19 protein-coding genes are annotated in these 23,176 nt (G+C 74.5%); 14 read left to right on the top strand and 5 right to left on the bottom strand.

What is annotated here, in order from left to right:
• Positions 1-36 precede the first annotated feature (36 nt).
• Positions 37-2,376 carry a TOMM precursor leader peptide-binding protein gene (locus QC029_RS21120; protein WP_279557295.1) on the bottom strand — a complete coding sequence of 780 codons (2,340 nt, stop codon included), beginning with the start codon at positions 2,374-2,376 and terminating at the stop codon, positions 37-39.
• Between the two features lie 4 nt (positions 2,377-2,380).
• On the bottom strand, positions 2,381-2,740 hold the full coding sequence (locus QC029_RS21115; RefSeq protein ID WP_279557294.1) for a hypothetical protein: 360 nt from the start codon (positions 2,738-2,740) through the stop codon (positions 2,381-2,383).
• A 241-nt stretch (positions 2,741-2,981) separates the two neighbouring features.
• On the opposite strand from QC029_RS21115, the gene QC029_RS21110 reads away from it, so the two are divergent.
• From QC029_RS21110 to QC029_RS21080, 7 genes are all read left to right on the top strand, one after another.
• Positions 2,982-3,776, top strand: a complete 795-nt coding sequence (locus QC029_RS21110) for an AfsR/SARP family transcriptional regulator (protein ID WP_279557293.1) — start codon at positions 2,982-2,984, stop codon at positions 3,774-3,776.
• Positions 3,777-3,826: 50 nt separating this feature from the next.
• Entirely contained in the window at positions 3,827-5,464 is a 1,638-nt protein-coding gene (locus QC029_RS21105) for an acyl-CoA carboxylase subunit beta (protein ID WP_279557292.1), read from the top strand.
• 283 nt (positions 5,465-5,747) lie between these two features.
• The gene (locus QC029_RS21100; protein ID WP_279557291.1) at positions 5,748-7,016 is read left to right on the top strand and encodes a beta-ketoacyl synthase; all 1,269 of its coding nucleotides are present in this window, start codon (positions 5,748-5,750) and stop codon (positions 7,014-7,016) included.
• A complete protein-coding gene (locus QC029_RS21095) occupies positions 7,013-8,290 on the top strand; it encodes a ketosynthase chain-length factor (protein ID WP_279557290.1) in 1,278 nt (425 codons plus the stop codon). Before QC029_RS21100 ends, QC029_RS21095 begins: the two co-directional genes overlap by 4 nt.
• Positions 8,291-8,384: 94 nt before the next feature.
• Positions 8,385-8,660, top strand: a complete 276-nt coding sequence (locus QC029_RS21090) for an acyl carrier protein (protein WP_279557289.1) — start codon at positions 8,385-8,387, stop codon at positions 8,658-8,660.
• A 147-nt stretch (positions 8,661-8,807) separates the two neighbouring features.
• Positions 8,808-10,724 (top strand): acyltransferase domain-containing protein, encoded by a 1,917-nt coding sequence (locus tag QC029_RS21085; protein ID WP_279557288.1) that lies wholly within the window; start codon positions 8,808-8,810, stop codon positions 10,722-10,724.
• 357 nt (positions 10,725-11,081) lie between these two features.
• Entirely contained in the window at positions 11,082-11,759 is a 678-nt protein-coding gene (locus QC029_RS21080; RefSeq protein ID WP_279557287.1) for an SRPBCC family protein, read from the top strand.
• A 215-nt stretch (positions 11,760-11,974) separates the two neighbouring features.
• Here the strand turns inward: QC029_RS21080 and QC029_RS21075 are convergent, their stop codons facing one another.
• The gene (locus tag QC029_RS21075; RefSeq protein WP_279557286.1) at positions 11,975-13,003 is read right to left on the bottom strand and encodes a rod shape-determining protein; all 1,029 of its coding nucleotides are present in this window, start codon (positions 13,001-13,003) and stop codon (positions 11,975-11,977) included.
• 170 nt (positions 13,004-13,173) lie between these two features.
• Entirely contained in the window at positions 13,174-15,117 is a 1,944-nt protein-coding gene (locus QC029_RS21070) for an ABC transporter ATP-binding protein (RefSeq protein WP_279557285.1), read from the bottom strand.
• 247 nt (positions 15,118-15,364) lie between these two features.
• On the opposite strand from QC029_RS21070, the gene QC029_RS21065 reads away from it, so the two are divergent.
• Both QC029_RS21065 and QC029_RS21060 read left to right on the top strand, forming a co-directional pair.
• Positions 15,365-15,724, top strand: coding sequence for a helix-turn-helix transcriptional regulator (locus QC029_RS21065; protein ID WP_279557284.1), 360 nt, complete (start codon positions 15,365-15,367; stop codon positions 15,722-15,724).
• 325 nt (positions 15,725-16,049) lie between these two features.
• Positions 16,050-16,289 carry a DUF397 domain-containing protein gene (locus tag QC029_RS21060; RefSeq protein WP_279557283.1) on the top strand — a complete coding sequence of 80 codons (240 nt, stop codon included), beginning with the start codon at positions 16,050-16,052 and terminating at the stop codon, positions 16,287-16,289.
• On the opposite strand, the gene QC029_RS21055 is transcribed toward QC029_RS21060, so the two are convergent.
• Positions 16,276-16,872 carry an anti-sigma regulatory factor gene (locus QC029_RS21055; protein ID WP_279557282.1) on the bottom strand — a complete coding sequence of 199 codons (597 nt, stop codon included), beginning with the start codon at positions 16,870-16,872 and terminating at the stop codon, positions 16,276-16,278. The genes QC029_RS21060 and QC029_RS21055 overlap by 14 nt on opposite strands.
• Positions 16,873-17,218: 346 nt before the next feature.
• On the opposite strand from QC029_RS21055, the gene QC029_RS21050 reads away from it, so the two are divergent.
• The 5 genes from QC029_RS21050 to QC029_RS21030 all read left to right on the top strand — a co-directional run bounded on the left by QC029_RS21050 (position 17,219) and on the right by QC029_RS21030 (position 23,040).
• Positions 17,219-18,058 (top strand): helix-turn-helix transcriptional regulator, encoded by an 840-nt coding sequence (locus QC029_RS21050; RefSeq protein WP_279557322.1) that lies wholly within the window; start codon positions 17,219-17,221, stop codon positions 18,056-18,058.
• A gap of 64 nt (positions 18,059-18,122) precedes the next feature.
• Positions 18,123-19,592, top strand: a complete 1,470-nt coding sequence (locus tag QC029_RS21045) for an aldehyde dehydrogenase family protein (protein WP_279557281.1) — start codon at positions 18,123-18,125, stop codon at positions 19,590-19,592.
• 186 nt (positions 19,593-19,778) lie between these two features.
• Positions 19,779-20,342, top strand: coding sequence for a DinB family protein (locus QC029_RS21040; protein WP_279557280.1), 564 nt, complete (start codon positions 19,779-19,781; stop codon positions 20,340-20,342).
• A 144-nt stretch (positions 20,343-20,486) separates the two neighbouring features.
• Positions 20,487-21,125 carry a PadR family transcriptional regulator gene (locus tag QC029_RS21035; protein WP_279557279.1) on the top strand — a complete coding sequence of 213 codons (639 nt, stop codon included), beginning with the start codon at positions 20,487-20,489 and terminating at the stop codon, positions 21,123-21,125.
• Between the two features lie 214 nt (positions 21,126-21,339).
• Positions 21,340-23,040, top strand: a complete 1,701-nt coding sequence (locus QC029_RS21030; RefSeq protein WP_279557278.1) for a threonine/serine exporter family protein — start codon at positions 21,340-21,342, stop codon at positions 23,038-23,040.
• Positions 23,041-23,176: the final 136 nt, after the last annotated feature.

Here is a 23,176-nt window from a genome sequence, read left to right as displayed (position 1 = left end):
TTCTGACTGGCCACCGCAGAGGATCGGCGTCCGAAATCAAGCGAAGAGCGGAATCGGATTCAGGTTGTCGTAGGGAGTGGGCCGGTCCAGACGGCCGAGTGTCACGGGTATGTCGAACAGCCTGCCGGGGGCGAAACGCGCCCAGAAGTGGCGCAGCCCGGGCACGATCACCCGGACCACCGGAATTCCCACGTCAGGACGTGTCTGGTCGAGTACGAGCAGTTCCATCCCCCGGGATTCGACGAGCGCCTGCGCGGCACGCAGGTCGTCCCGGAGATCATGGCGCGGTGTGTGGGCGTAGTGGCCGGGGGACAGCGCACCGGATGACTGGCTGTGAGCCAAGTATGGCTGATTCCTGACAGTGGCTCCGGCCCACCACGACAGCAGGTCGGGGGGTGCCGCGCCGTATCCGGCCCCGTTCCCGTCCCGGCCGACGCCCGCCACCGACGCCGTCAGCTGACCCATCTCCGTCAGGGCGCGGCGCAGTGCCAGCCGGGGGTCGAAGTGGGCCCCGAACCCGAGCGTGATGTCCTCCGCCGGCTTGTCCGTGCGCCGGGACAGCGCCACCATCACGGGGACCCCGAGGTCGGACGTGAGGTCCAGGACCCACAGCTCCCGGCGCATCCGGGCGTACGCCTCCCGCACCCCGGCGAGCCAGGGCTCGTCGAAGGCGTCCAGGTCCACGGCCGGCTGGCGGGTGCGGTTGTACCACCACAGGGCCACCGCGTCGCGCTCCACCAGCTCCAGGAAGCCCTGGACGATCGCGTCCTCCAGGCTGCTGCCCGCGGCGTTGCCGTTGGAGTCGGCGCAGGGCTGGGGGCCGTCCGGGGCGGCGGTGTGGCTGAAATACAGCATGGAGGTGGGGAGCAGCCGCTGGGTCCCGCCGGTCAGGGACCACACCGGCGTCCACTCCACCGGCCGCCCGGTGTCGAAGGGCGCGCACACCTGGTGGAAGGGGGAGACGGCCGCGTTCCAGCGCTCCCGGTCCCGGAACTGCCGCTCGTCGAAGAGCTGGCACGCGTTGGGGTGGATGGCCCGCTCCCCGAGGCCGTCCAGGCTGTCGGACACCGTCGGCTCGTCGCCCTGGCGGGTGGCCGAATACCGCTCCACCGCCTCGCACAGCGCGCCGACCTCGGCCTCCAAGGCGGTGACGCCCTTGCCGCCGCTCAGCGTGCGCAGCCCGCCGCGCAACTGGTCGAGCGTACGGGTGTCCATCGCCAGGTTGTGGCCGGACACGTAGCAGTTGACGCCCTCGGGCAGCCGGGTGTCGCGCCGGACCTCGCGCACGACGCCCGTGACCGGGCCGACCAGGTGGCCGTACCGCCGGAGCATCTGCTCCGGGGTCAGGGCCCGGTCGTTGCTCCCGCCCCCCGCGGCCTTCGGGCGGGACACCGGCACGACCGGCCGCCGCACGCGCTCGGCCACCAGATCCGGGTCGCCGCACTCCGGGCACTGGGGGCGCCGGTGCGCCGGATGGTGGCCGGTGCGCAGGTTGAGGGTGTCCAGGACGCACACGGAGTCCTGCTCGGCGTTGCGCACCCCGGCCAGCCACTTCGCCGCCTCCAGGACCGCCATCCGCAGGCCCATCACCCGGCCGGCGGCCAGCGAGGCGACCGGCCGCGGCAGGGGCGCGTCGGCGCCGACGGCCCGCTGGAGCGGGATCTCCGAACGGCGGTGGGTGCGCACCCGGTGGGCCAGGCAGGCCCAGCAGGCTCCCTCGCCCGGCCGGAACACCGGGCCCACCCAGGGCTCGTCCCCGTACGGCCTGGCCAGCAGCCAGGGCAGTCCCCGCTCCCGGTGCCAGGCGTCCACGGACCGCAGGCCGGGCGCCAGGTAGTCGTCGCACAGCACCAGCGAGAAAACGTTCCTGCTCGCCTCCCCGCCGTCCTCCGGTCCCCCCTCCGGCCCCGCCCCGGCGGCCGGCCCCAGCACCCTCAGCCCGGACTCCTCGCAGGCCGCCCGGGCCTCGTCGCCGTCCACACCGCCGACGGTGACCAGCCGGACGGCGGTGCGGGCCAGCGCCGCGCCCGCGCTGCCGCCGTCCAGCCCGGCCAGCTCCCAGTAGGCCGCCGCCGAGACGTCCGCCCCCTCCTGCGGGGAGGTCCGGTAGCCGACGAGGTTCGCCCGCGCCAGCTCGCCGATGATCCGGCCGGCCTCCACCGGGGAGACCGAGGAGCGGACCTCGCGCAGCACGCCGAGCACGGTGCGCGTGCCGTCCAGCAGCGGGGCGAGCGCCTCGGCGGGCCGGCCGTACAGCGCCCTGACCCCGCGGGGGGAGAGCAGGTAGACGGCCTCGCCGGGCACGACCTCGGCGCGAAGGTGGTGGCGGAAGCCCACGAAGGGGCCGTCCTCGGCAGCCTCTTCGCAAGGTCTCACGCGTTCACCGACCCTGCGCGGGCAGGGAGACGGGGTTGGTGGAGCGCCAGCAGGTGAGCGACGCCGCGACGACACCGTACGCGTCGGCGTGCTCCAGGTCCTCGACCACGACCGGACCGCCCAGGTAGAGCGGCTCGGACGCGCACAGGCCGAACTCCGCGAGGATCGCCACGGGGTCCGTCACGTCGCCGTAGGGCGTCTCGGCGGCCGACAGGCCGAACTCGGACAGGACCGCGACCGGGTCGGCGGCGTAGCGCCTGCCCAGGTCGGGCTCCAGACCGGTGCGGGCGGCCAGCTCGGCGAAGCGGTGGTCCTCCGCGGTGTCGTTGTCTCTCGCTACGGCCGTGAACACGTTGGAACCCATGTGGAAACCCCCTGGTGAGTCGGACGGCTGTGCGTTCGATTCCTGTGGTCAGGATTGTGGGATCCGCGCCGCCGCGACGCCCAGTGCCCATGTCATCACCGGGGCATGACATTTTCATGATTACGCTCGTGAGCGGTTCACTGTGCGCCGCTCCTGCCCCGTGCGAGCCTCACTCAATGCTCCGAGATGAACCGCCAGGCGGACCGTCGGCGGGTACGGCTCGACAAGGGGAGAGCACACCATGGAGATCAAAGTTCTTGGACCGCTCACCGCGGTGGAACGGGGAGTCCCGGTCGTCCCCAGCGCCGCCAAGCCGAGGCAGATCCTCGCACTGCTCGCCCTCCAGGCCGATCACGTGGTGACCGTGCCGACCCTGATGGAGGAGATCTGGGGCGAGAACGTCCCGCGCAGCGCCGCCACCACCCTGCAGACCTACATCCTCCAGCTGCGCCGCAGGATCGCGGTGGCGCTGGAGGACGACCCGTCGCGGGAGGCCAAGGACGTCCTGGTCACCCAGCACGGCGGCTACCTGCTCCAGGTGCAGCCCGGCCAGGTGGACGTCCAGGAGTTCGAGCAGCTCGCCGCGTCCGGCCGGGCCGCCTACGACGCCGGCGACGACCGGGCCGCCTCCGAACTGCTGGGCCGCGCGCTGAACATGTGGCACGGCCCCGCGCTGGTGGACGTCCGGGTCGGCAGCGTCCTGGAGCTGGAGGTGCTGCGCATGGAGGAGGACCGGATGGCCGCCCTGGAGCGGCGCATCGACGCGGACCTGCGGCTGGGCCGGCACACCGAACTCGTCCCCGAACTCCGGGTGCTGTCGGCCCGTCACCCGATGCACGAGAACTTCTGCGCCCAGCTGATGGTGGCGCTGCACCGCTCGGGCAACTCCTGGCGGGCGCTGGAGGCCTACCAGCGGCTGCGCAACACGCTCATCGACGAGCTGGGCATGGAGCCGTCGCCGAAGCTCCAGCGGCTGCACCACGCCGTGCTCTCCGGCGACCCGCAGCTGGACGCCACGGTGCACGCGGTGCGCTGACCGGCCGGTTCCTCCAGCCGACCTCGAGGCGGCGTTCCTACGTTCGGCGAATGACGATCCTCGACGACTTCACGACGAGCGCATCCGCCCCCGACCGGACACCGGGCCGGGAGTCCGCCCGGACCCCGGAACCCGGGCCCGACCTGCGCCGGGCCACCGCCGAACTGCTCCGGCTCAAGGAGGAGGTGGGCCGGGGCCCCGACCCGGACGCCACCCGCCGGCAGCACGCCAAGGGCAAGCTCACCGTGCGCGAGCGGCTGGAGGTCCTCTTCGACGAGGGCACCTTCACCGAGATCGAGCCGCTGCGCCGCCACCGGGCCAGCGGGTTCGGCCTGGAGGAGAGGAAGCCGCACGGCGACGGGGTGGTCACCGGCTGGGGCACCGTCCACGGCCGCACCGTCTTCGCCTACGCCCACGACTTCCGCGTCTTCGCCGGGGCGCTGGGCGAGGCCCACGCGGCCAAGGTCCACAAGGTGATGGACCTGGCGCGGGCCGCGGGCGCGCCGCTGGTCTCCCTCAACGACGGGGCCGGCGCCCGCATCCAGGAGGGCGTGACCGCGCTGGCCGGCTACGGCGGCATCTTCCGCCGCAACACCGCCGCCTCCGGGGTCATCCCGCAGATCTCGGTGATGCTGGGCCCGTGCGCGGGCGGCGCGGCCTACTCCCCGGCGCTGACCGACTTCGTGTTCATGGTCCGCGAGACCTCGCAGATGTTCATCACCGGCCCGGACGTGGTCAAGGCCGTCACCGGCGAGGAGATCACCCACAACGGGCTGGGCGGCGCCGACGCGCACGCCGCGACCTCCGGCGTGGCCGGCTTCGCCTACGACGACGAGACCGAGTGCCTGGAGGACGTGCGCTACCTGCTCTCCCTGCTGCCGTCCAACAACCGCGAAATGCCGCCCGCCGTCCGCGGCGGCGACCGGGCCGACCGGCGCTGCGAGGCGCTGGCCGACCTCGTCCCCGCCGACGGCAACCAGGCCTACGACGTCCGCGCGGTGATCGGGGAGATCGTCGACGACGGCGAGTACTTCGAGGTGCACGAGGCCTGGGCGCCCAACGTGGTGTGCGCGCTGGCGCGCATCGACGGCCAGGTGGTGGGCATCGTCGCCAACCAGCCCCGGCAGCTGGCGGGCGTGCTGGACATCCACGCCTCGGAGAAGGCCGCCCGCCACGTCTCCACCTGCGACGCGTTCAACATCCCGCTGGTGACCCTGATCGACGTGCCCGGCTTCCTGCCGGGGGTGGACCAGGAGCACGGCGGGATCATCCGGCACGGCGCCAAGCTGCTGTACGCGTACTGCAACGCCACCGTGCCGCGCGTCTCCGTCGTCCTGCGCAAGGCCTACGGCGGCGCGTACATCGTGATGGACTCCCAGTCCATCGGCGCGGACCTGACCTACGCCTGGCCCACCAACGAGATCGCGGTGATGGGCGCCGAGGGCGCCGCGAACGTCGTCTTCCGCCGGCGGATCGCCGCCTCCGACGACCCCGAGACCACCCGCGCCGAGCTGGTCGAGCAGTACAAGGCGGAGCTGATGCACCCCTACTACGCGGCCGAGCGGGGCCTGGTCGACGACGTCATCGACCCCGCCGACACCCGGCGGATCCTCGCCCGCTCCCTGGCCATGCTCCGCCGCAAGCAGGCCGACCTGCCCGAGCGCAAGCACGGCAACGTCCCGCTGTAGTGCCCGGTCGCGGCGTCCGCCGGCCCATCCAGAGGGGCGCGAGTCCCCGTCGAGGGACGGCTTCAACCATGAGTGCACCGGGAGCGGCGGCACGTCACGAGCGGGCGGTCGTCCGGTCCGGCACCGGGGCGGGGAGGGAAGGAACCCCGAACCGCCCCGGCCGCCGAAACCCCCAGGAAGCGCCACGAGAGCGTCACGGACGAAGGGAACGGCAGTGGCCCGCACAGTTCCAACCGCCGGGTGCCGAGAGCGGCACCCGGTCCCGTCGAAGGGGAGGTAAGCGGTGGTACGCAGAGTCGTGATCACAGGTCTGGGCGTCGTCGCCCCCGGCGGGGTCGGCGTCAAGGAGTACTGGGAGCTGCTCACCGCGGGGCGCACCGCGACCCGTACGATCTCCTTCTACGACGCCTCCCCCTTCCGCTCGCGGGTCGCCGCCGAGTGCGACTTCGACCCCGCGGCGGCGGGCCTGAGCCCGCAGGAGATCCGCCGGCTCGACCGGGCCGCCCAGTTCGCCGTCGTCAGCACCCGCGAGGCGCTGGCCGACAGCGGTCTGGACACCTCGGCCCTGGACCCGGCCCGGATCGGCACCTCGCTCGGCAGCGCGGTGGGCTGCACCACCAGCCTGGAGCGCGAGTACGTGGTCGTCAGCGACGGCGGCCGCAAGTGGAACGTCGACCACGAGTACGCGGTGCCCGAGCTGTACCGGCACTTCGTCCCCAGCTCGATGGCGGCCGAGGTGGGCCAGGAGGCCGGGGCCGAGGGCCCCGCGGCGGTGGTCTCCACCGGCTGCACCTCCGGCCTGGACTCGCTCGGCCACGCGGTCGAGCTGATCCGCGAGGGCACCTGCGACGTGATGATCGCGGGGGCGACGGAGGCCCCGATCTCGCCCATCACCTCCGCCTGCTTCGACGCCATCCACGCCACCACCCCCCGCAACGACACCCCCGAGAGCGCCTGCCGCCCGTTCGACCGGACCCGCAGCGGCCTGGTCCTCGGCGAGGGCGCGGCGATCCTGGTCCTGGAGGAGCTGGAGAGCGCCCGCCGGCGCGGGGCCCGCGTCTACGCGGAGATCGCGGGCTTCGCCGCCCGCTGCAACGCGTACCACATGACCGGCCTCAAGCCCGACGGCCGGGAGATGGCCGAGGCCATCGACGCCGCCCTGGACGAGGCCCGCATGGACCCGACGGCGATCGACTACATCAACGCCCACGGCTCCGGCACCAAGATGAACGACCGCCACGAGACCGGGGCGTTCAAGCGCAGCCTGGGCGACCACGCGTACGCCACCCCGGTCAGCTCCATCAAGTCGATGATCGGCCACTCGCTGGGCGCCATCGGTTCGCTGGAGATCGCGGCCTGCGCCCTGGCGATGGAGCACGGCGTCCTGCCGCCCACCGCCAACCTGCACGAGCCCGACCCCGAACTCGACCTCGACTACATCCCGCTGACCGCCCGGGAGAAGAGGACCGACACGGTGCTCAGCGTCGGCAGCGGCTTCGGCGGCTTCCAGAGCGCCATGGTGCTCGCCCGGCCGGAGAGGAGCGTCCGATGACCGCATCGCCGACCGCGCCGGCGGCACGGACCGCGCCGGCGGCCGCGCCGGCCCGGCGGGCCACCGCGGTGGTGACCGGACTGGGCATCGCCGCGCCCAACGGCCTGGGCACCGAGGCCTACTGGAGGGCCACCCTGGCCGGCGAGAGCGGCCTGGGCCGCGTCACCCGCTTCGACCCCGGCCAGTACCCCTCCACCGTCGGCGGCGAGGTCCCCGGCTACGTCGCCGAGGACCACATCCCCAGCCGGCTGATGCCGCAGACCGACCACATGACCCGCCTGGCCCTCACCGCGGCCGACTGGGCCGTGGCCGACGCCGGGATCGTGCCGGGCGACCTGCCCGAGTACGGCATGGGCGTGGTCACCGCCGCCTCCGGCGGGGCCGTGGAGTTCGGCCAGCGCGAGCTGCAGAACCTGTGGAGCCAGGGCAAGGAGTACGTCAGCGCGTACCAGTCCTTCGCCTGGTTCTACGCGGTCAACACCGGCCAGATCTCCATCCGCCACAAGATGCGCGGCCCCAGCGGGGTGCTCCTCACCGAGCAGGCGGGAGGCATCGACTCCATCGGCCACGCCCGCCGCCACGTCCGCAAGGGCGTGCCCGTGGTCGTCACCGGCGGCGTCGACGCGGCCCTGTGCCCCTGGGGCTGGGTCCCGCAGATCGCCTCCGGCCTGATGAGCACCGAGTCCGACCCCGCCCGCGCCTACCTGCCCTTCTCCCCGGAGGCGAGCGGGTACGTGCCGGGCGAGGGCGGGGCGATCCTCATCGTGGAGGACGCCGAGTCCGCCCGGGAGCGCGGCGCGGAGCGCGTCTACGGCGAGGTCGCCGGCTACGCGGCCACCCTCGACCCCGCGCCCGGCAGCGGCCGCCCGCCCGCGCTGCGCCGGGCCGCCGAGAACGCCCTGGCCGACGCCGGGCTGACCCCCGCCGACGTCGACGTCGTCTTCGCCGACGCGGCGGGCACGCCCGAACTCGACCGGGCCGAGGCCAGGGCGCTGGAGGACGTCTTCGGCGCCCGCGGCGTACCCGTCACCGCGCCCAAGACCATGACCGGGCGGCTGCTCGCCGGAGGCGCCGCGCTCGACGTGGCGACCGCGCTGCTGGCGCTGCGCGACGGCGTCATCCCGCCGACCGCGGGCGTCGCCGGGGCCGACCCCGACCACCGGATCGACCTGGTCACCGGCGGCGCCCGCGAGGCCGACCTGCGCACCGCGCTGGTGCTGGCCCGCGGCCACGGCGGCTTCAACGCGGCGCTCGTCCTGCGCCGCGCCCACTGACCCGGCCCGCGGGCCCCCGACCCCCCACACGCACCGCCGCATCCCCGCACACCACCGCACACCACCGCGCACACCACAGAGAGAGGAACCCACCATGTCCACGACCACCACGAAGACCGAGGTGACCCTGGCGGACCTGACCCGGATGCTGCGCGAGAGCGCCGGCGAGGAGGAGGGCGTGGACCTGGACGGCGACGTCCTGGACACCCCGTTCATCGAGCTCGGCTACGACTCCCTCGCCCTGCTCCAGGTCATCGGCCAGATCCAGCGCGAGTACGGGATCGCGATACCCGACGACGCGGTCGTCGACGCGGAGACCCCGCACGCCCTGCTGGACCTCATCAACTCCGGCCAGGCCTCCCCCGCCTGAGCCGGTCCCCGGGCCGCCCTGCCGAACGCTCTCCGGCAGGGCGGCCGCTTCCGCTCTCCGTCCCGTCCACCCGCCGTCCACCCGCCGTCCGCCGTCACCCAACCGCCATCCGCCGCCGGGGATCCGGCCGTCGACAGGAGGGCCCGCATGCCGCTCACCGACCACACCGCCGTGGTCCGCAGACTCGTGGTCAGCACCAAGGGAGCACCGGCCGGGGAGACCGGCTCCGGCGAGCCGGTCACGGCGACCGCCGCCGCCGTCTCCGCGGTGCTGCGCGCCTTCGGCCGCGCGCCGGAGGACCTGCCCGCCCGTACGGCCGTCTTCGTCGGCGCCGCCCGCACCGCCGACGGCCTCGGCGCCGAGCACGAGGGCTTCCCGGTGCACACGGCCTCCTCGCCCGGCCGCGCGCTGCGCCTGGCGCACCGGGGGCTGCTCGCCAAGGACGTCGACCTCGCGCTCGTCGCCGGGTTCGGCGAACCCCGGGCGGACGCGGTCACTGTCCACGCCGTGCGGCGCGCGGCCGAGGCCGTGGCGGACGGCGACCGCGTCCTCGGAGTCCTGGACGTCTCGGACGCCGCAGACACCGCAGGCACCGTGGACACCGCAGGCACCGCAGGCACCGTGGACATCGCAGGCACCGCAGGCACCGTGGACATCGCAGACGCCCCGGACGCCCACGGCACTCCCGGCGGGCCCGACGCGTCCCCCGTGACCCGTCCCCTGCGGCACGGCGGCCGGAGCACCGAACCCGGCGGCGTACGGCTGCTGCTGTGGTCCGGCCGGGACGAGGCCGACGAGGCCCGGGTGCGCGGCGAGCTGCGCCCGATGGTCGACCGGCTCTTCCCCGAGGCCTTCCCCGTCCTGCCCACCGCGGTGCCCTGCGGCCGGACGCCCGGCCGGGTGCGCGCCGCGGCGGTGACCACCGCCGACCGGGCCGCCCGGGCCGTGGACGGGGCGAGGGCCGTCGTCACCGGGCGTCCGCGCCCGGTCGCCCTCCTCTTCCCCGGCCAGGGCTCCCAGCACGCCGCGATGGCGGCCGGACTGTACGGCCGGGAGCCGGTGTTCACCGCCGCCATGGACGCCGTGCTCGACCTGTTCGGCGAGGACGGTCCGGACGTCCGGGCCGACTGGCTCGCCGACGGCGTCACCCGCACGCCGAAGATCGACATCGACGACGTGCGCCGCGCCCAGCCGCTGCTGTTCGCCGTGGACTACGCGCTGGGCAGCACCGTCCTCGGCTGGGGCGTGCGTCCCACCGCCTTCCTCGGCCACAGCGCCGGCGAGCTGGTCGCCGCGGTCTTCGCGGGCGTGGTGTCGCTGCCCGACGCCGTCGGCATGATGCGCGAGAGGGTGCGGCACGCGGTGAGGATCCCGCCCGGCGGGATGCTCGCGGTCGCCGCCTCCGAGGAGGCGCTGCGCCCGTACCTGCGCGGCGACGTCGCCATCGCGGCGGTCAACGCGGGCCAGCAGACCATGCTGGCCGGCTCCTCCGCGCCCCTGGGCGAGGTCGAGGCGGCGCTGCGCGCCGACGGCCGCACCGTCGTCGCCGTCCCCGCCACCAGCCCGTTCCACTGCCCGGCGATGGCCCCGGCGTCCGAGGCCGTCGAGCGGGCCTACCGCGGCGTACGGCTGCGCCCGCCCGCGCTCCCCCTCTACTCCGGCTACACCGGGGGGCCGCTGAGCCCCGAGGACGCCCTGCGGCCGGACTTCTGGGCCCGCCAGCTCACCGACACCGTCTACTTCAGGCCCGCGCTGGACGAGCTGCTCGCGGCCGACGACATGCTGCTGATCGAGGCGGGCCCCCGGCAGACCCTCACCGCGTTCGCCCGCCGCCACCAGGCGGTGCGGCTGAAGGCCAGCGCGGTGGTGCCGATGCTGCCCGCCCGCCCCGGCGGCCCCGCGGAGGACCGGCGGTCGGTGCTCACCGCCGCGGCCCGGCTGTGGGAGGAGGGCCACGACCTGGACCTGGACGCGGTGAGCCGGCTGTGGAACTGGAGCGTCGCCGCCGTACCCGCCTCCGGGGACGGGCACGCCCCCGACCCCCGACCCCTGACGCTCGCATGAGCGCCCGTACGGCCCCGGCGAGGGTCTGGTGGTGCGTGTACCGGTCGCTGGTCGCGGCGGGGAACATCTGGGTCCCCCCGCAGCCGCCCGGCCATTCCGGCTGGCTCCTCCCCGACGTCCCCGACAGCCCCGGCGTCCCCGGCGTCCCCGGCGTCTCCGGCGTCCCCGACACCCCTGCCTCCCCGCCCCCGCGGGCACCCCGTACGGCGGAGCGCCCGCGGGGGTAACCCGAACGGCCCGCGAGCGCAGGACAGCGGCCCCCGGTGACCCCAGCCTGGCTGTGTAGGGGTAGGCCCGGACGGGACGGGGGTGCCCGGTCGATCGTGCGGCCGGCGCTCTGCTCGCAGGAGGTGCCGGATGCCGCAGGTGCGGGTGTACGTGTCGATACCGCTGCCGGTCGAGGAGGTGTTCGGGTACCTGGCCGACGGGTGCAATCTCGCCGTCTGGCACTCGGGAGTGACGTCGGCGCGCCCGGCCGGACCGGGGGAGGCGTACCGCTACCGGTTTCCCGGACGGCGGCGCGAGTGCGTGCTGCGGCGGGTGGTGCACGAGCCGCCGGCGCGGGTGTCGTTCGAGGGGCAGCGGATGTGGACGCCCCTGGGGTGCCAGGTGCCGCGGTTCGACTTCCGGCTGTGGCCGTGGGAGGGCGGCTGCCGGGTGGAGGTGGGGGTGAGGTGCGCGCTGGGCGGGGCGATGCTGCTGCTGTGGCCGGTGGTGGCGTGCGGGTGGCGGCGTGACCTGCCGGCGGACGCGCAGGCGCTGTACGAGCGGCTGACCGGCGCGGGCGAGCGGGAGGCGGAGGCCGCCGTGACCGAGGTGCGGCCCGCGACGGGCGGCGGCCCGACCGACAGCACCCCCGCGCAGACCCCCCGCGCCGGGACCGCCGTCCTCGGCCCCGACATCAGCACCGATCCGGGCTTCGGCCCCGCCGAGCCCGCCTGGCGGCAGGCCGCCGGACCGCTGCCGTCCGGGCCGCTGCCGTCCGGACCGCCGCGGCCCGCGCGCCGCTTCGGGTTCCCCGCCCTGAACGGCTGACCCGGCGCGCCCCGGCCCCCGCCGTCCGTCGCGGGGGCCGGGGCACGGGAGCCGTCCACACGCGCTCGCGCCGGCCGCCGGAGGGGTACGTGCCGCCGCGCTCCGCGGCGCGGGCTCCGGGGCGTCCGCCGGCCCGGCCGGCGTACGCGGCGGCCGTCCGCGCGCCGGCGCCGCGGGACGGCGCGCGCGGAGGAGGGGCCGGCGGCCCGTGGCCGTCAGCGGCTGAGCGGGTCGCGGTGCAGCAGCCGGATCCGTCCCTCCAGCATCGCGCCCAGCCCCTCCACCGCGCAGACGGCCGGCTGCTCGGCGACGTGCACCGGCATCCCGGTGGCCTGGCGCAGCATCGAGTCCAGCCCCGGCAGCAGCGCGCTGCCGCCCACCAGCATGACCCCGCGGTCCGCGAGGTCGGCGACCAGATCGGGCTGGCACTGGCGCAGCACGCTGCGGATGGCGTCCACCATCGCCGTCAGCGGGGGCCGGATCGCGGCGCGCACGCTCTCGGTGTCCACGTTCACCGTGCGGAACAGCCCGGTGGACACGTCCCGGCCGTACACCTCGGCCTCGGACTGCTCCGAGGGGGCGACGGACAGGGCCAGGTGCAGGGGCTGGACCGCCTGGTGGGGGAGCATCAGCTCATGCTGGTTGCGCAGGTGCTGGATGACGGCCCGGTCGATGATCTCGCCGCCCACCGGCACCGTCTCGGCCGCGACGATCGACCCCAGCGAGAGCACCGCGACGTGCGAGCTGGCCGCGCCGCACATCACGATCATGGTGGCCTCGGGCTCCTCCACCGGCAGCCCGGAGCCGACGGCCGCCGCGATGAGGCTGTCCACCAGCTCCACCCGCCGCGCGCCCATCCCGGTGAGCGTCTCGACCGCGGCGCGCTGGACGAGCGGCTCGGCGTCGTGCGGGATGCACACGGCGGCGCGCAGCATCGGCTTGCGCCGCCAGGCCCGGCGGATCCGGTCGCCCACCAGGGCGCGCAGCATCCGCCGGGCCATGTCGATGTCCACCACGGTCCCGTTGGACACCGGCCGCACCACCCGGATGTGCTCGGGGGTGCGGCCCACCATCCGCTCGGCCGGGGCGCCGACCGCGATCAGGGCGCCGGAGCGGGTGTTGACGGCGACGGCCGACGGCGCGTCCACGATGACGCCGAACCGTTTGAGGTAGACCCGGGTCCTGGCAGCGCCGAGGTCGACGGCTACGGAACAGCGGCGCAGTTGCTCAAGACTGACGGTCACAGCGGCATCTCCCCGAAAGTGGCTCGATACGGACCGCCCACCCGGCGGTCCCGTCCTCATCGTGGGGGTCCGGCGGCGGTCCCGCGCGCTGGACTGATCCGGATGGGCGAGGACCGCCACGGGCGTCGTACGCGCCGAGTTCCGCGTACCGCCGCGAAGGTGATGCCCGGTCAGGCGGCCGGGCCCTGGGCCGCGGGCTCCTTGGCCGGCCCGCCGGCGGCCGGTCCGGACGGGGCGCCGGCCGGGAGGCCGGACCGCGCGTCGAACTGGGTGCGGTACAGCTCCCGGTAACGCCCGCCCGCCGCCAGCAGCTCCTCGTGGGTGCCGCGCTCGACGATCCGGCCGCCCTCCACCACCAGGATCAGGTCGGCGGCCCGGACCGTGGAGAGGCGGTGGGCGATCACCACGGAGGTGCGGCCGCGCAGCGCCTCGGCCAGCGCCTCCTGGACGGCCGCCTCGGAGGTGGAGTCCAGGTGCGCGGTGGCCTCGTCGAGGATCACCACCTCCGGCCGGGCCAGCAGCAGCCGGGCGATGGTCAGCCGCTGCCGCTCGCCGCCGGAGAGGCGGTAGCCGCGCTCGCCGACGACCGTGTCCAGCCCGTCGGGCAGGGAGGCGATCAGCTCGTCGAGCCGGGCGCGGCGCAGCACGTCCCACAGCTCCTCCTCGCTCGCTCCGGGCCGGGCGAACAGCAGGTTGGAGCGGATCGACTCGTGGAAGAGGTGGCCGTCCTGGGTGACCATGCCGAGCGTGGCGCGCAGGGAACGGAAGGTCAGATCCCTTGTGTCGACGCCGCCGAGCCGCACCGCGCCGCTGTCGGCGTCGTACAGCCGCGGCAGGAGCTGGGCGATGGTGGACTTGCCCGCGCCGGAGGAGCCGACCAGCGCCACCATCTGCCCCGGTTCCGCGCGGAAGGACACCTCGTGCAGCACCCGCTCGCCGCCGCGCGCGTCGAGGACGGCGACCTCCTCCAGGGAGGCCAGGGAGACCTTCTCGGCCGACGGGTAGGCGAAGCTCACGCGGTCGAACTCCACCGACACCGGCCCGCCGGGCACCTCGCGGGCGTCCGGCCTCTCCTCGATCAGGGGCTCGAGGTCCAGCACCTCGAAGACGCGCTGGAAGCTGACGAGCGCGGCCATCACCTCCACCCGCGCGCCGGCCAGGGCGGTCAGCGGGGCGTAGAGCCGGGTGAGCAGCAGCGCGAGGGCCACCACCGCGCCGGGGTCGAGCCGCCCGCGCAGCGCGTACCAGCCGCCGAGCCCGTAGACCAGGGCCAGCGCCAGGGCGGAGACGACGGTGAGCGCGGTGATGAAGACGTGCTGGACCATGGCGGTGCGGACGCCGATGTCGCGTACGCGCCGGGCCCGCACCGCGAACTCCTCCGACTCCTCCTCGGGACGCCCGAACAGCTTGACCAGCGTGGCGCCGGGAGCGGAGAAGCGCTCGGTCATCTGCGTGCCCATGGCCGCGTTGTGGGCCGCGGCCTCGCGCGAGAGCCGGGCCAGCCGGGTCCCCATGCGCCGGGCGGGCAGCACGAACACCGGCAGCAGGACCAGGGCGAGCAGGGTGATCTGCCAGGACAGCCGCACCATGACCACCAGCGTCAGCAGCAGCGTGACGGTGTTGCCGACCACCGAGGACAGGGTGTTGCTGAAGGCCCGCTGGGCGCCGATGACGTCGTTGTTCAGCCGGCTGACCAGCGCGCCGGTGCGGGTGCGGGTGAAGAAGGCGACCGGCATGCGCTGGACGTGGTCGAAGACGGCCGTGCGCAGGCCCAGGATCAGTCCCTCGCCGATGCGCGCCGACAGCCACCTCGCCAGCAGCCCGACCGCCGCCTCGGCCACCGCGACGGCCGCGATCAGGGCGGCCAGCCGGCCGACCACGCCGGCCGCCTCCCCCTCGACGATCGCGTCGACCACCCGGCCCGCGAGCACCGGAGTGGCCACGGCCAGCAGTGCCGTCACGGTGCTGAGCAGCAGGAACAGGGTCAGCCGCCGCCGGTGCGGGCGGGCGAAGCCCGCGATGCGGCGCAGGGTGGCCCGGGAGAAGGGCGGCTGTTCGCGCGGGGCGTGGCGCGCCTGGTAGAGCGCGTTCCACGCGGTGGTCTCCATGCTCATCGCGGATCCTCACGTCGTCGGTGCCGTGATCCGGACGGTAGGGGTTCATGTCGGCTTGAGGTCAAGGACCGGTGGAGCCGGTGCCGCCGTTCAGCGGGCGGGACAGGGTTCCGCTCCGGCCGCCTGTCGGGGGATCATTCGGGGGACCACCGATATCGAAGCGGACTGCGAGCGGCCCGGAGCCGCCGACCGACGGCGCCGGCTTCCTCCTCTCCGCCACCTGACCAATGGCTCGCCTGGGGGAAACATGACTGCCATCGGCGTATCCGAGGACCGGCTCCGCGAGGACCGGCTCTTCTCCGCTCTCGCCAATCCGACGCGGCGGGAGGTGCTGCGGCTGCTCCGCGTGGAGGGGCCGCAGCCCGTGCAACGACTGGCCGACCACTTCGACATGCGCAGGCCGAGCCTCTCGGAGCACCTGAAGGTGCTGCGGGAGGCCGGCCTGGTCAGCGAACGCCGCAAGGGACGGGAGCGGCACTACCGTCTGGAGGCCGGACCGCTCAGCGAGGTGCAGCACTGGCTGAGCCCGTACGAGCGGTTCTGGCGGGAGGCGCTGGGAGACCTGCGCGGCCTGCTGGAACGGGGGACCGGCGACAGCGGCACGTGAACGGCGCGGGCGGCGCGGCCGTGGACACGGCTGTGGACACGGATGTGAACACGGGCGTGACCGCCGGAGCGGGTCCGGGCGCACACCGCGTCCGGGCCCGCTCCGACCCGCCCGCTCCGACCCGCCCGCTCCGACCGGTCCACGGGGCCGTCCCGTTGCCGCCGGCCGGCGTGAAAGCGGTTCCCGACAGGTTGTCATGACGCTGTGACAGGCTGTCGTGCACGTGCATCTTCACGTGCATCCGCACATGAACGGCGTTATGATCCGGGTCAGTTGACCGCTCTAGCCCCTGACCGCACCCGACCGCACCGTCCGGGAGAGTCCGATGCCCCACGTGTACAACGGCATGGCAGCCAGGGACCTCCACGGGGTCGTCTGGCAGAAGAGCAGACACAGCAACTCGCAGGGAGCGTGCGTGGAGTTCGCCAAGCTCCCCGGCGGGGACGTGGCCGTACGGAACTCGCGCTTCCCGGACGGCCCCGCGCTGGTCTACACCCCGGCGGAGGTCGAGGCGATGCTGCTCGGCGTCAAGGACGGCGAGTTCGACCACCTCATACAGGACTGACGCCGGTACCTCGTCCGGGGTTCAGTCGGAACAGCGCCCAGACCACTTTTCCGGGCAGGGCGCCGGTCATCGGCTGCCAGCCCCAGTCGTCGCTGAAGGACTCGACGAGGAAGAGCCCGCGGCCGGACTCCGCCGTGTCGTCGAAGAAAGCGCCGGCGAACTCCTCGCCGAGACCGTCGCCGATGTCGCGGCCGAGGCCGCCGAACCCGCCGGGAAGGCCAGCGCCGGGCTTCCTGGCCACCGGCGCCTTCCCGCTGGGGTCGCGCACGGCGCACACCAGGCGGCCGGACCAGTGCATGAGGTGGAGCCGTACCGGCGGATCCAGGACCTCGCCGGGGACGGCGCCCGGCACGCCGTGGCGCAGGGCGTTGGTCACCAGTTCCGAGACCACCAGGGCCACGGTGTCGAAGTGGCCGGCCAGCCGCCAGCGCAGCAGTACGTTCCGGGTGAACTCGCGGGCGGTCTTCACCGCCTCGTAGCGCGGCTGGAGCGCGCAGGAGGCCGAACCGGAGAGCGTGTCGGGGTCGAGCGACGGGAAGTCATGCCATAACCGGTCGAGCACGGTCGGTCCTTCGGTCCCCATGACGAGACACTCCTGGCATTGCGGCGGTCATGGCCCTGGCGGACCCCGTCAGCGGTGGTGCTCCGTTTCGCGTTCCGCTCGTTGCGCTGCATCGGTGGATTGCGTACATGCCCAAGTGCCCTGACCCCGCGTGCACTTGTGCTTTCCCCATGGTTCCCAATGCCCACAGCAGATGCAAGGGCAGATGCACGTGCACGCGCGACTTTCGATTGTGTGTAACCGCTTGGGCACGCAACGAAGGCGTTAGTGGCAGACTGCTCTGGTGCCAGGGGTGGAGAGCTGAATACAAACAGGAGCATTTCCGGTGAAAAACGGAGTGAACGGGGCCAACGGGTCGAACGGGTCCATGGTGCGCCGCATCCTGCTCGGTTCCCAGCTGCGGCGGCTCCGCGAGGCCCGCGGAATCACCCGTGATGCGGCCGGGTATTCCATTCGGGCCTCCGAATCGAAGATCAGCCGCATGGAGTTGGGGCGGGTGAGCTTCAAGGCGCGGGACGTCGAGGACCTCCTCACCCTCTACGGCATCACCGACGAGGCCGAGCGCGAGCCGCTCCTGAGCCTCGCCCGTGAGTCCAGCGTGGCGGGGTGGTGGCACAACTACAGCGACGTGCTGCCGAACTGGTTCCAGACCTACGTCGGCCTGGAGGGCGCGGCCTCCCACATCGGCGTGTACGAGGTGCAGTTCGTCTCCGGGCTGCTCCAGACGGAGGACTACGCCAGGGCGGTCGTCACCAGCGGCCACCGGTCGGGGCTGTCGCGGGAGGAGGTCGACCGCCGCGTCGCCCTGCGCCTGGAGCGGCAGAAGCTGCTGCTGTCCGAGCAGGCGCCGCGGTTCCGCTGCGTGCTCGACGAGGCCGCGCTGCGCCGCCCCTACGGCGGCCGCGAGGTGATGGGCGCCCAGTTGCGGCACCTGGTGGAGTTCTCCGAGCTGCCCCACGTCACCCTCCAGGTGATGCCGTTCGACACCGGCGGGCACCCGGCCGAGAGCGGGGCGTTCACGCTGCTGCGCTTCCCCGAGTCCGAGATCTCGGACATCGTGTACCTGGAGCACCTCACCAGCGCCCTCTACGTCGACAAGCCGGACGAGGTCGCCCAGTACGAGGACGTCCTCGACCGCCTCCTGCGGGACAGCCTCGGCCCGGAGGAGACCCGGGAACTCCTCCACAGGATCAGCAAATCGGACTGATCGGCCCCACCGGTCAGTAGCATGACGTGCCGTCAGCCATTACCCCCCCACGGACAGGAATGGCATGAGACGCTTCACCGACCTGGCGTTCCAGTACATAGACGGACAGTGGCGTCCCGGCGGAGGGTCCTGGGACGTCATCGACGTCAACCCCCACGACGGGGAGAAGCTGGCGTCGATCACCGTGGCCACGACCGCGGAGATCGACCTGGCCTACCGGGCCGCCGAGCGCGCCCGGCCCGCCTGGGCGGCCACCGCCCCGGCCGGCCGGGCGGCGGTCCTGACGCGGGCGGCGGACCTGCTCCGGGAGCGCGCCGGGGAGCTGACCGGGATGCTCGTCGCCGAGCTGGGCGGCAGCCGCCGCCGGGCCGCCCTCGAACTGGCGCTGGCGGAGGAGTGCCTGCGCGAGGCCGCGCGGCTGGCGCCGCACACCGAGGAGCGGACCGAGCCGCTGCCCGCGGACGGCGGTGCGGACGGGGGTGAGGTCCGGATCCGCCGGGAGCCCGCCGGCACCGTCTGCGTGATCTCCTCCTTCACCTGCCCCCTGCTGCTCGCCCTGCGGCCCGTCGCCGCCGCGCTCGCGCTCGGCAACGCCGTCGTCCTCAAGCCCCACCACTGGACGCCGGTCTGCGGCGGCACGCTGCCGGCCGCGCTGCTGGCGGAGGCCGGGCTGCCGCCCGGGCTGCTCAACGTCGTCGTCACCGACGTGGACGAGGTCGGCGACGCGCTGATCGAGCACCCGGCCCCGCGGGTGGTGTCCTTCACCGGCTCGCCCGGGACCGGCGGCCGCGTCGCCGCCGTCGCCGCCGCCCGTCTGAAGCGGACCGTGCTGGAGACGGGCCGCGGCGGCGCGCTGGTCGTCCTGGACGACGCCGACGTGGACCGCGCCGTGGACGCGGCCGTGTTCAGCCGCTTCGTCGACCAGGGGCAGATGTGCCTGGCGGCGAGCCGGATCCTGGTGGACCGCGCGGTGGCCGGGGAGTTCACCGCCAGGTTCACCGCCCGGGCGGCGACCCTGCGGATCGGGGACCCGGCCGACCCCGACACCCAGATCGGTCCCATGATCTCCCCCGGACTCGCCGAGTCCGTCACCGCCGCCGTCGACCGGGCGGTACGGGAGGGGGCCGTCGCGCTGCTGCGGGGGGAGACCCGGGGCAGCCTCGTGCCGCCGGCCGTCCTGACCCGCATACCCGACGGCGCCGCGATCCTCGGCCGGGAGGTGGTCGGCCCCGTCGCCCTGCTGGTGCCCTTCGACGGCGAGGAGGAGGCGGTACGGCTCGCCAACGGCGTGCCGTACGCGCTCAGCGCCGCGGTGCACACGGCCGACGCCGAGCGCGGCGTCCGCGTGGCGCGCCGGATCCGGGCGGGCGCCGTGCACGTCAACGGCGCCACGGTGGAGGGCGCCCCCGTCACCGCCCTCGGCGCCGAGGGGCGCCCGGGCGCGGAGCGGGCGAGCGGGGAGGCGCTGCTGGACGCCTTCACCACCCTCACCCGGGTCACCGTCCGGCGGGGCGGCGGCGCCTTCCCGCTGTGACGCCCGCCGCCGCGGCGGAGACCACCCCGCGGCGGCCCGCGCGGACCCGTACCGGGTGGAAAAACCCGCCGCCGATCCGCCGTCGGGCCCATTGAGGACAGATTCCGTCCCCGAGACCTCATAGCGTCGTTATCGGTGAAGGGGCCGACCGGTGGCCCGACGACCGACGTGTGAGGAGAACCACCCATGCCCGTTCCTGTCGCTTCCGAGGCCCGCGGCGACGAGCGCGGAGCGCTGCTCGCCTACCTGGAGGCCCAGCGCGGCGGCATCCGCCGGGCCCTCCACGGCCTCACCGACGAACAGGCGCGCAGCAGGCCGACCGTGAGCGCGTTCTCGCTGGCCGGCATCCTCAAGCACGTCGCGGTGGGCGAGCGCGGCGCGCTGGCGACGATGCGCGGCGAGCCCTTCGACTTCGAGACCAGCGCGAAGGGGTGGGAGGACAGCCTGGCCATCAGGGACGACGAGACGGTCGAGGGCCTGCTGGACCTCTACGGGCGGGTGGCGCGCGAGACCGAGGAGGCGGTCCGGGCGGTGCCCTCCCTCGACGACACCTTCGAGGCCCCCAGGATGCCCTGGGACGAGGGCGGCCCGCGCTCCTGGCGCTGGGGCCTGCTCCACCAGATCGAGGAGACCGCCCGGCACGCCGGGCACGCGGACATCATCCGCGAGACGATCGACGGCAAGGGCGCCTTCGACCTGGTCTTCGAGACGGGCGCGCTGCCGGAGCCGGACTGGTCGTCCTTTCGGTGACCCCCGCCCCCGCTCCCGCCCCCACCGCCCCGCGCCCCGCCGCCGCCCGCGGCCGGGCGCCCGCCGCCGCCCGTCTACGCTGGGCGGCGGTGGGCGCGGGAGGGCCGCGGCGGGGCCGGAGGGGAAGGCCCGGAAGGGAAGAGGATGTCGGCGATCCGGTTGCTGGTGCTGGGCGCGGTCCGCCAGCACGGGCGCGCGCACGGCTACCAGGTCCGCAACGACCTGGAGTTCTGGGGCGCACACGAGTGGTCCAACGCCAAGCCGGGCTCGATCTACCACGCGCTCAAGCAGATGGCGAAGCAGGGCCTGCTGGTCGCCCACGACACCGCGCCGAGCACGGCGGGCGGCCCGCCGCGCACCGAGTACGAGCTGACGGACGCGGGCGACGCGGAGTACTTCCGCCTGCTGCGCTGGGCGCTCACGGCGCACGACGAGAAGCCGGACGTGCTCACGGCCGGGGTCGGCTTCATCGTCGACCTGCCGCGCGGGGAGGCGATCGGGCTGCTCCGGCGGCGCGTGGCGGCGCTGGAGGAGTGGAGCGCCGAGGTCGTCCGGCACTGGACGCCCGGGGGCGCCCCGGAGGAGTGGGGCCACATCGGCGAGATCATGAAGCTGTGGGTGCACACCGCCGCCAGCGGCGCGCAGTGGACCCGCGGGCTGATCGAGCGTCTGGAGGGCGGCGCGTACGTGATGGCCGGCGAGGGCGAGCGGTCGGTGGACGTGCTGCCCGAGGGCGTGGAGAACCCCTACGCGGACCGCTCCCCCGACCGCTCCCGCGGCTGACCGGCCCGGCCGGCCGGGGGAGCGGGGCTGAAGCGCATCTCACACGGAACGGTCGCCTCCTGTTCTCCTCCCCGGCGGGGTGCCGACCGTATCCTCACTGAGGGGAACGGACATTTCCCTCCACGGGACGGGAAGTTTCACGTCCGTGCGAGATGACGGCTGGAGGCGTGAGGAGCGGACGAGCTTGGCCCCGGAGACCATGAGGAACAGCACGGTGACCGAGGTCGGTCGCCCCCAGGACCGCAGGTCCGCACCGGAAGAGACCCAGCCCCGCAGCGCCTTCGCCCCGCCCTCCGGCGTACCCCTGCCGCCCGGTCCCCCCGAGGACGAGCACCCCACCTCCGAGTTCGCCCTCCCCGAGGGGCTGAAGGCCCCCTCGCCGCAGCCCGAGGACGAGCACTCCACCTCCGAGTTCGCCCTCCCCGAGGGCGTCCGCAAGGCCGCCTCCCCCGAGCACGGCTCCGCCTTCACCCCGCCCGACGGCATCCCGGTGATCAGGGACCTGGTGCGGCCGGGCGCGCCCTGGCAGGACCGGATGCGCACCATGGTCCGGATGCCGCTGGGCGAGCGGCCGGTGCCCGAGCGGCCCCGGCGCACCGACGAGGAGGACGCCGACCACGGGCCGTCGGCGCCGCGCGTACTCGACCTGACCCTGCGCATCGGCGAGCTGCTGCTCGCGGGCGGCGAGGGCGCCGAGGACGTCGAGGCGGCGATGTTCGGCATCGCGCACGCGTACGGGCTGGACCGCTGCGAGCCGACGGTCACCTTCACCCTGCTGACGGTCACCTACCAGCCGTCGCTGGTGGACGACCCGGTCTCGCTGAGCCGGACGGTCCGCCGCCGCGGCACCGACTACAACCGGCTGGCGGCGGTCTACCGCCTGGTGGCCGACATCACCGACGGCGACGTGACGCTGGAGGAGGCGTACGGCCGCCTCGCCGAGATCCGCCGCAACCGCCACCCGTACTCCAAGGGGACGCTCACCGTCGCCAGCGGTCTGCTGGCGGGCGCGGCGTCCGTCCTGGTCGGCGGCGGGTGGCTGGTCTTCGTCCTCGCGGCGGTCGGCGCGATGCTCGGCGACCGGCTCGCCTGGTTCTTCTCCCAGCGCGGACTGCCGGAGTTCTACCAGTTCGTGGCGGCGGCGATCCCGCCGGCGGCGACGGGGGTGGCGGTCGCGCTGTACGCCCCGGACCTCGGCCTGAACATCAGGGCGTCCGCCGTCGTCACCGGCGGGCTGTTCCCGCTGATCCCCGGTAGAGCCCTGGTGGCGGCCGTCCACGACGGGCTGACCGGCTTCTACATCACCGCCTCCGCGCGTCTGCTGGAGGTCGTCTACCTGGTCGTCGGCATCGTCTGCGGCGTGCTGCTCGTGCTCTACATCGGCGCCGAGCTGGGCGCCAACTTCAGCCCGGAGGGCCTGGACCACCGCACCCGTCCGGTCGTCCAGCTCCTGGCGGCGATGCTGCTGGCGCTGACCTTCTGCGTCCTGCTCCAGCAGGAGCGCGCCACCGTGCTGCTCGCCACGCTCAACGGCGGCGTCGCCTGGCTGGTGTACGGCGCGATGGCCGACGTCGGCGGGATCGAGCCGGTCGCGGCGACCGCGGCGGCGGCGGGCCTGGTGGGCCTGTTCGGGCAGCTGATGTCGCGTTACCAGTTCGTCTCGGCGCTGCCGTACATCACGGCGGCGATCGGCCCGCTGCTGCCCGGTAGCGCGATCTACTTCGGGCTGATCGGCATCGCCCAGGGCCATCTGGAACAGGGCCTGGGGAACCTGTCGAAGGCCGCCGCCCTGGCGCTGGCGATCGCGATCGGCGTCAACCTGGGGAACGAGCTGGCCCGCCTGTTCATCAAGGCCCCGGGCCAGGAGACCCCGCTGCCGGGCCGCCGGGCGGCGAAGCGCACCCGCGGCTTCTGACGCCTCCGGCGCGCGGACCGGCGCGGGCCCGTCCGGCCCGCCCCCACCGGCGCCCGGGAGGGGCGCACCGGACGTGGCGGGCCGGCGGGGCCCCCACGCGCCGCGCCCCGGGCCGTGGGCGGCCGCACGGCCGCCC

This window comes from Streptomyces sp. DH37, assembly GCF_029813835.1.
In the GTDB taxonomy this organism is placed as follows: domain Bacteria; phylum Actinomycetota; class Actinomycetes; order Streptomycetales; family Streptomycetaceae; genus Streptomyces.
This window is presented reverse-complemented; position numbering and strand designations above follow the sequence as displayed.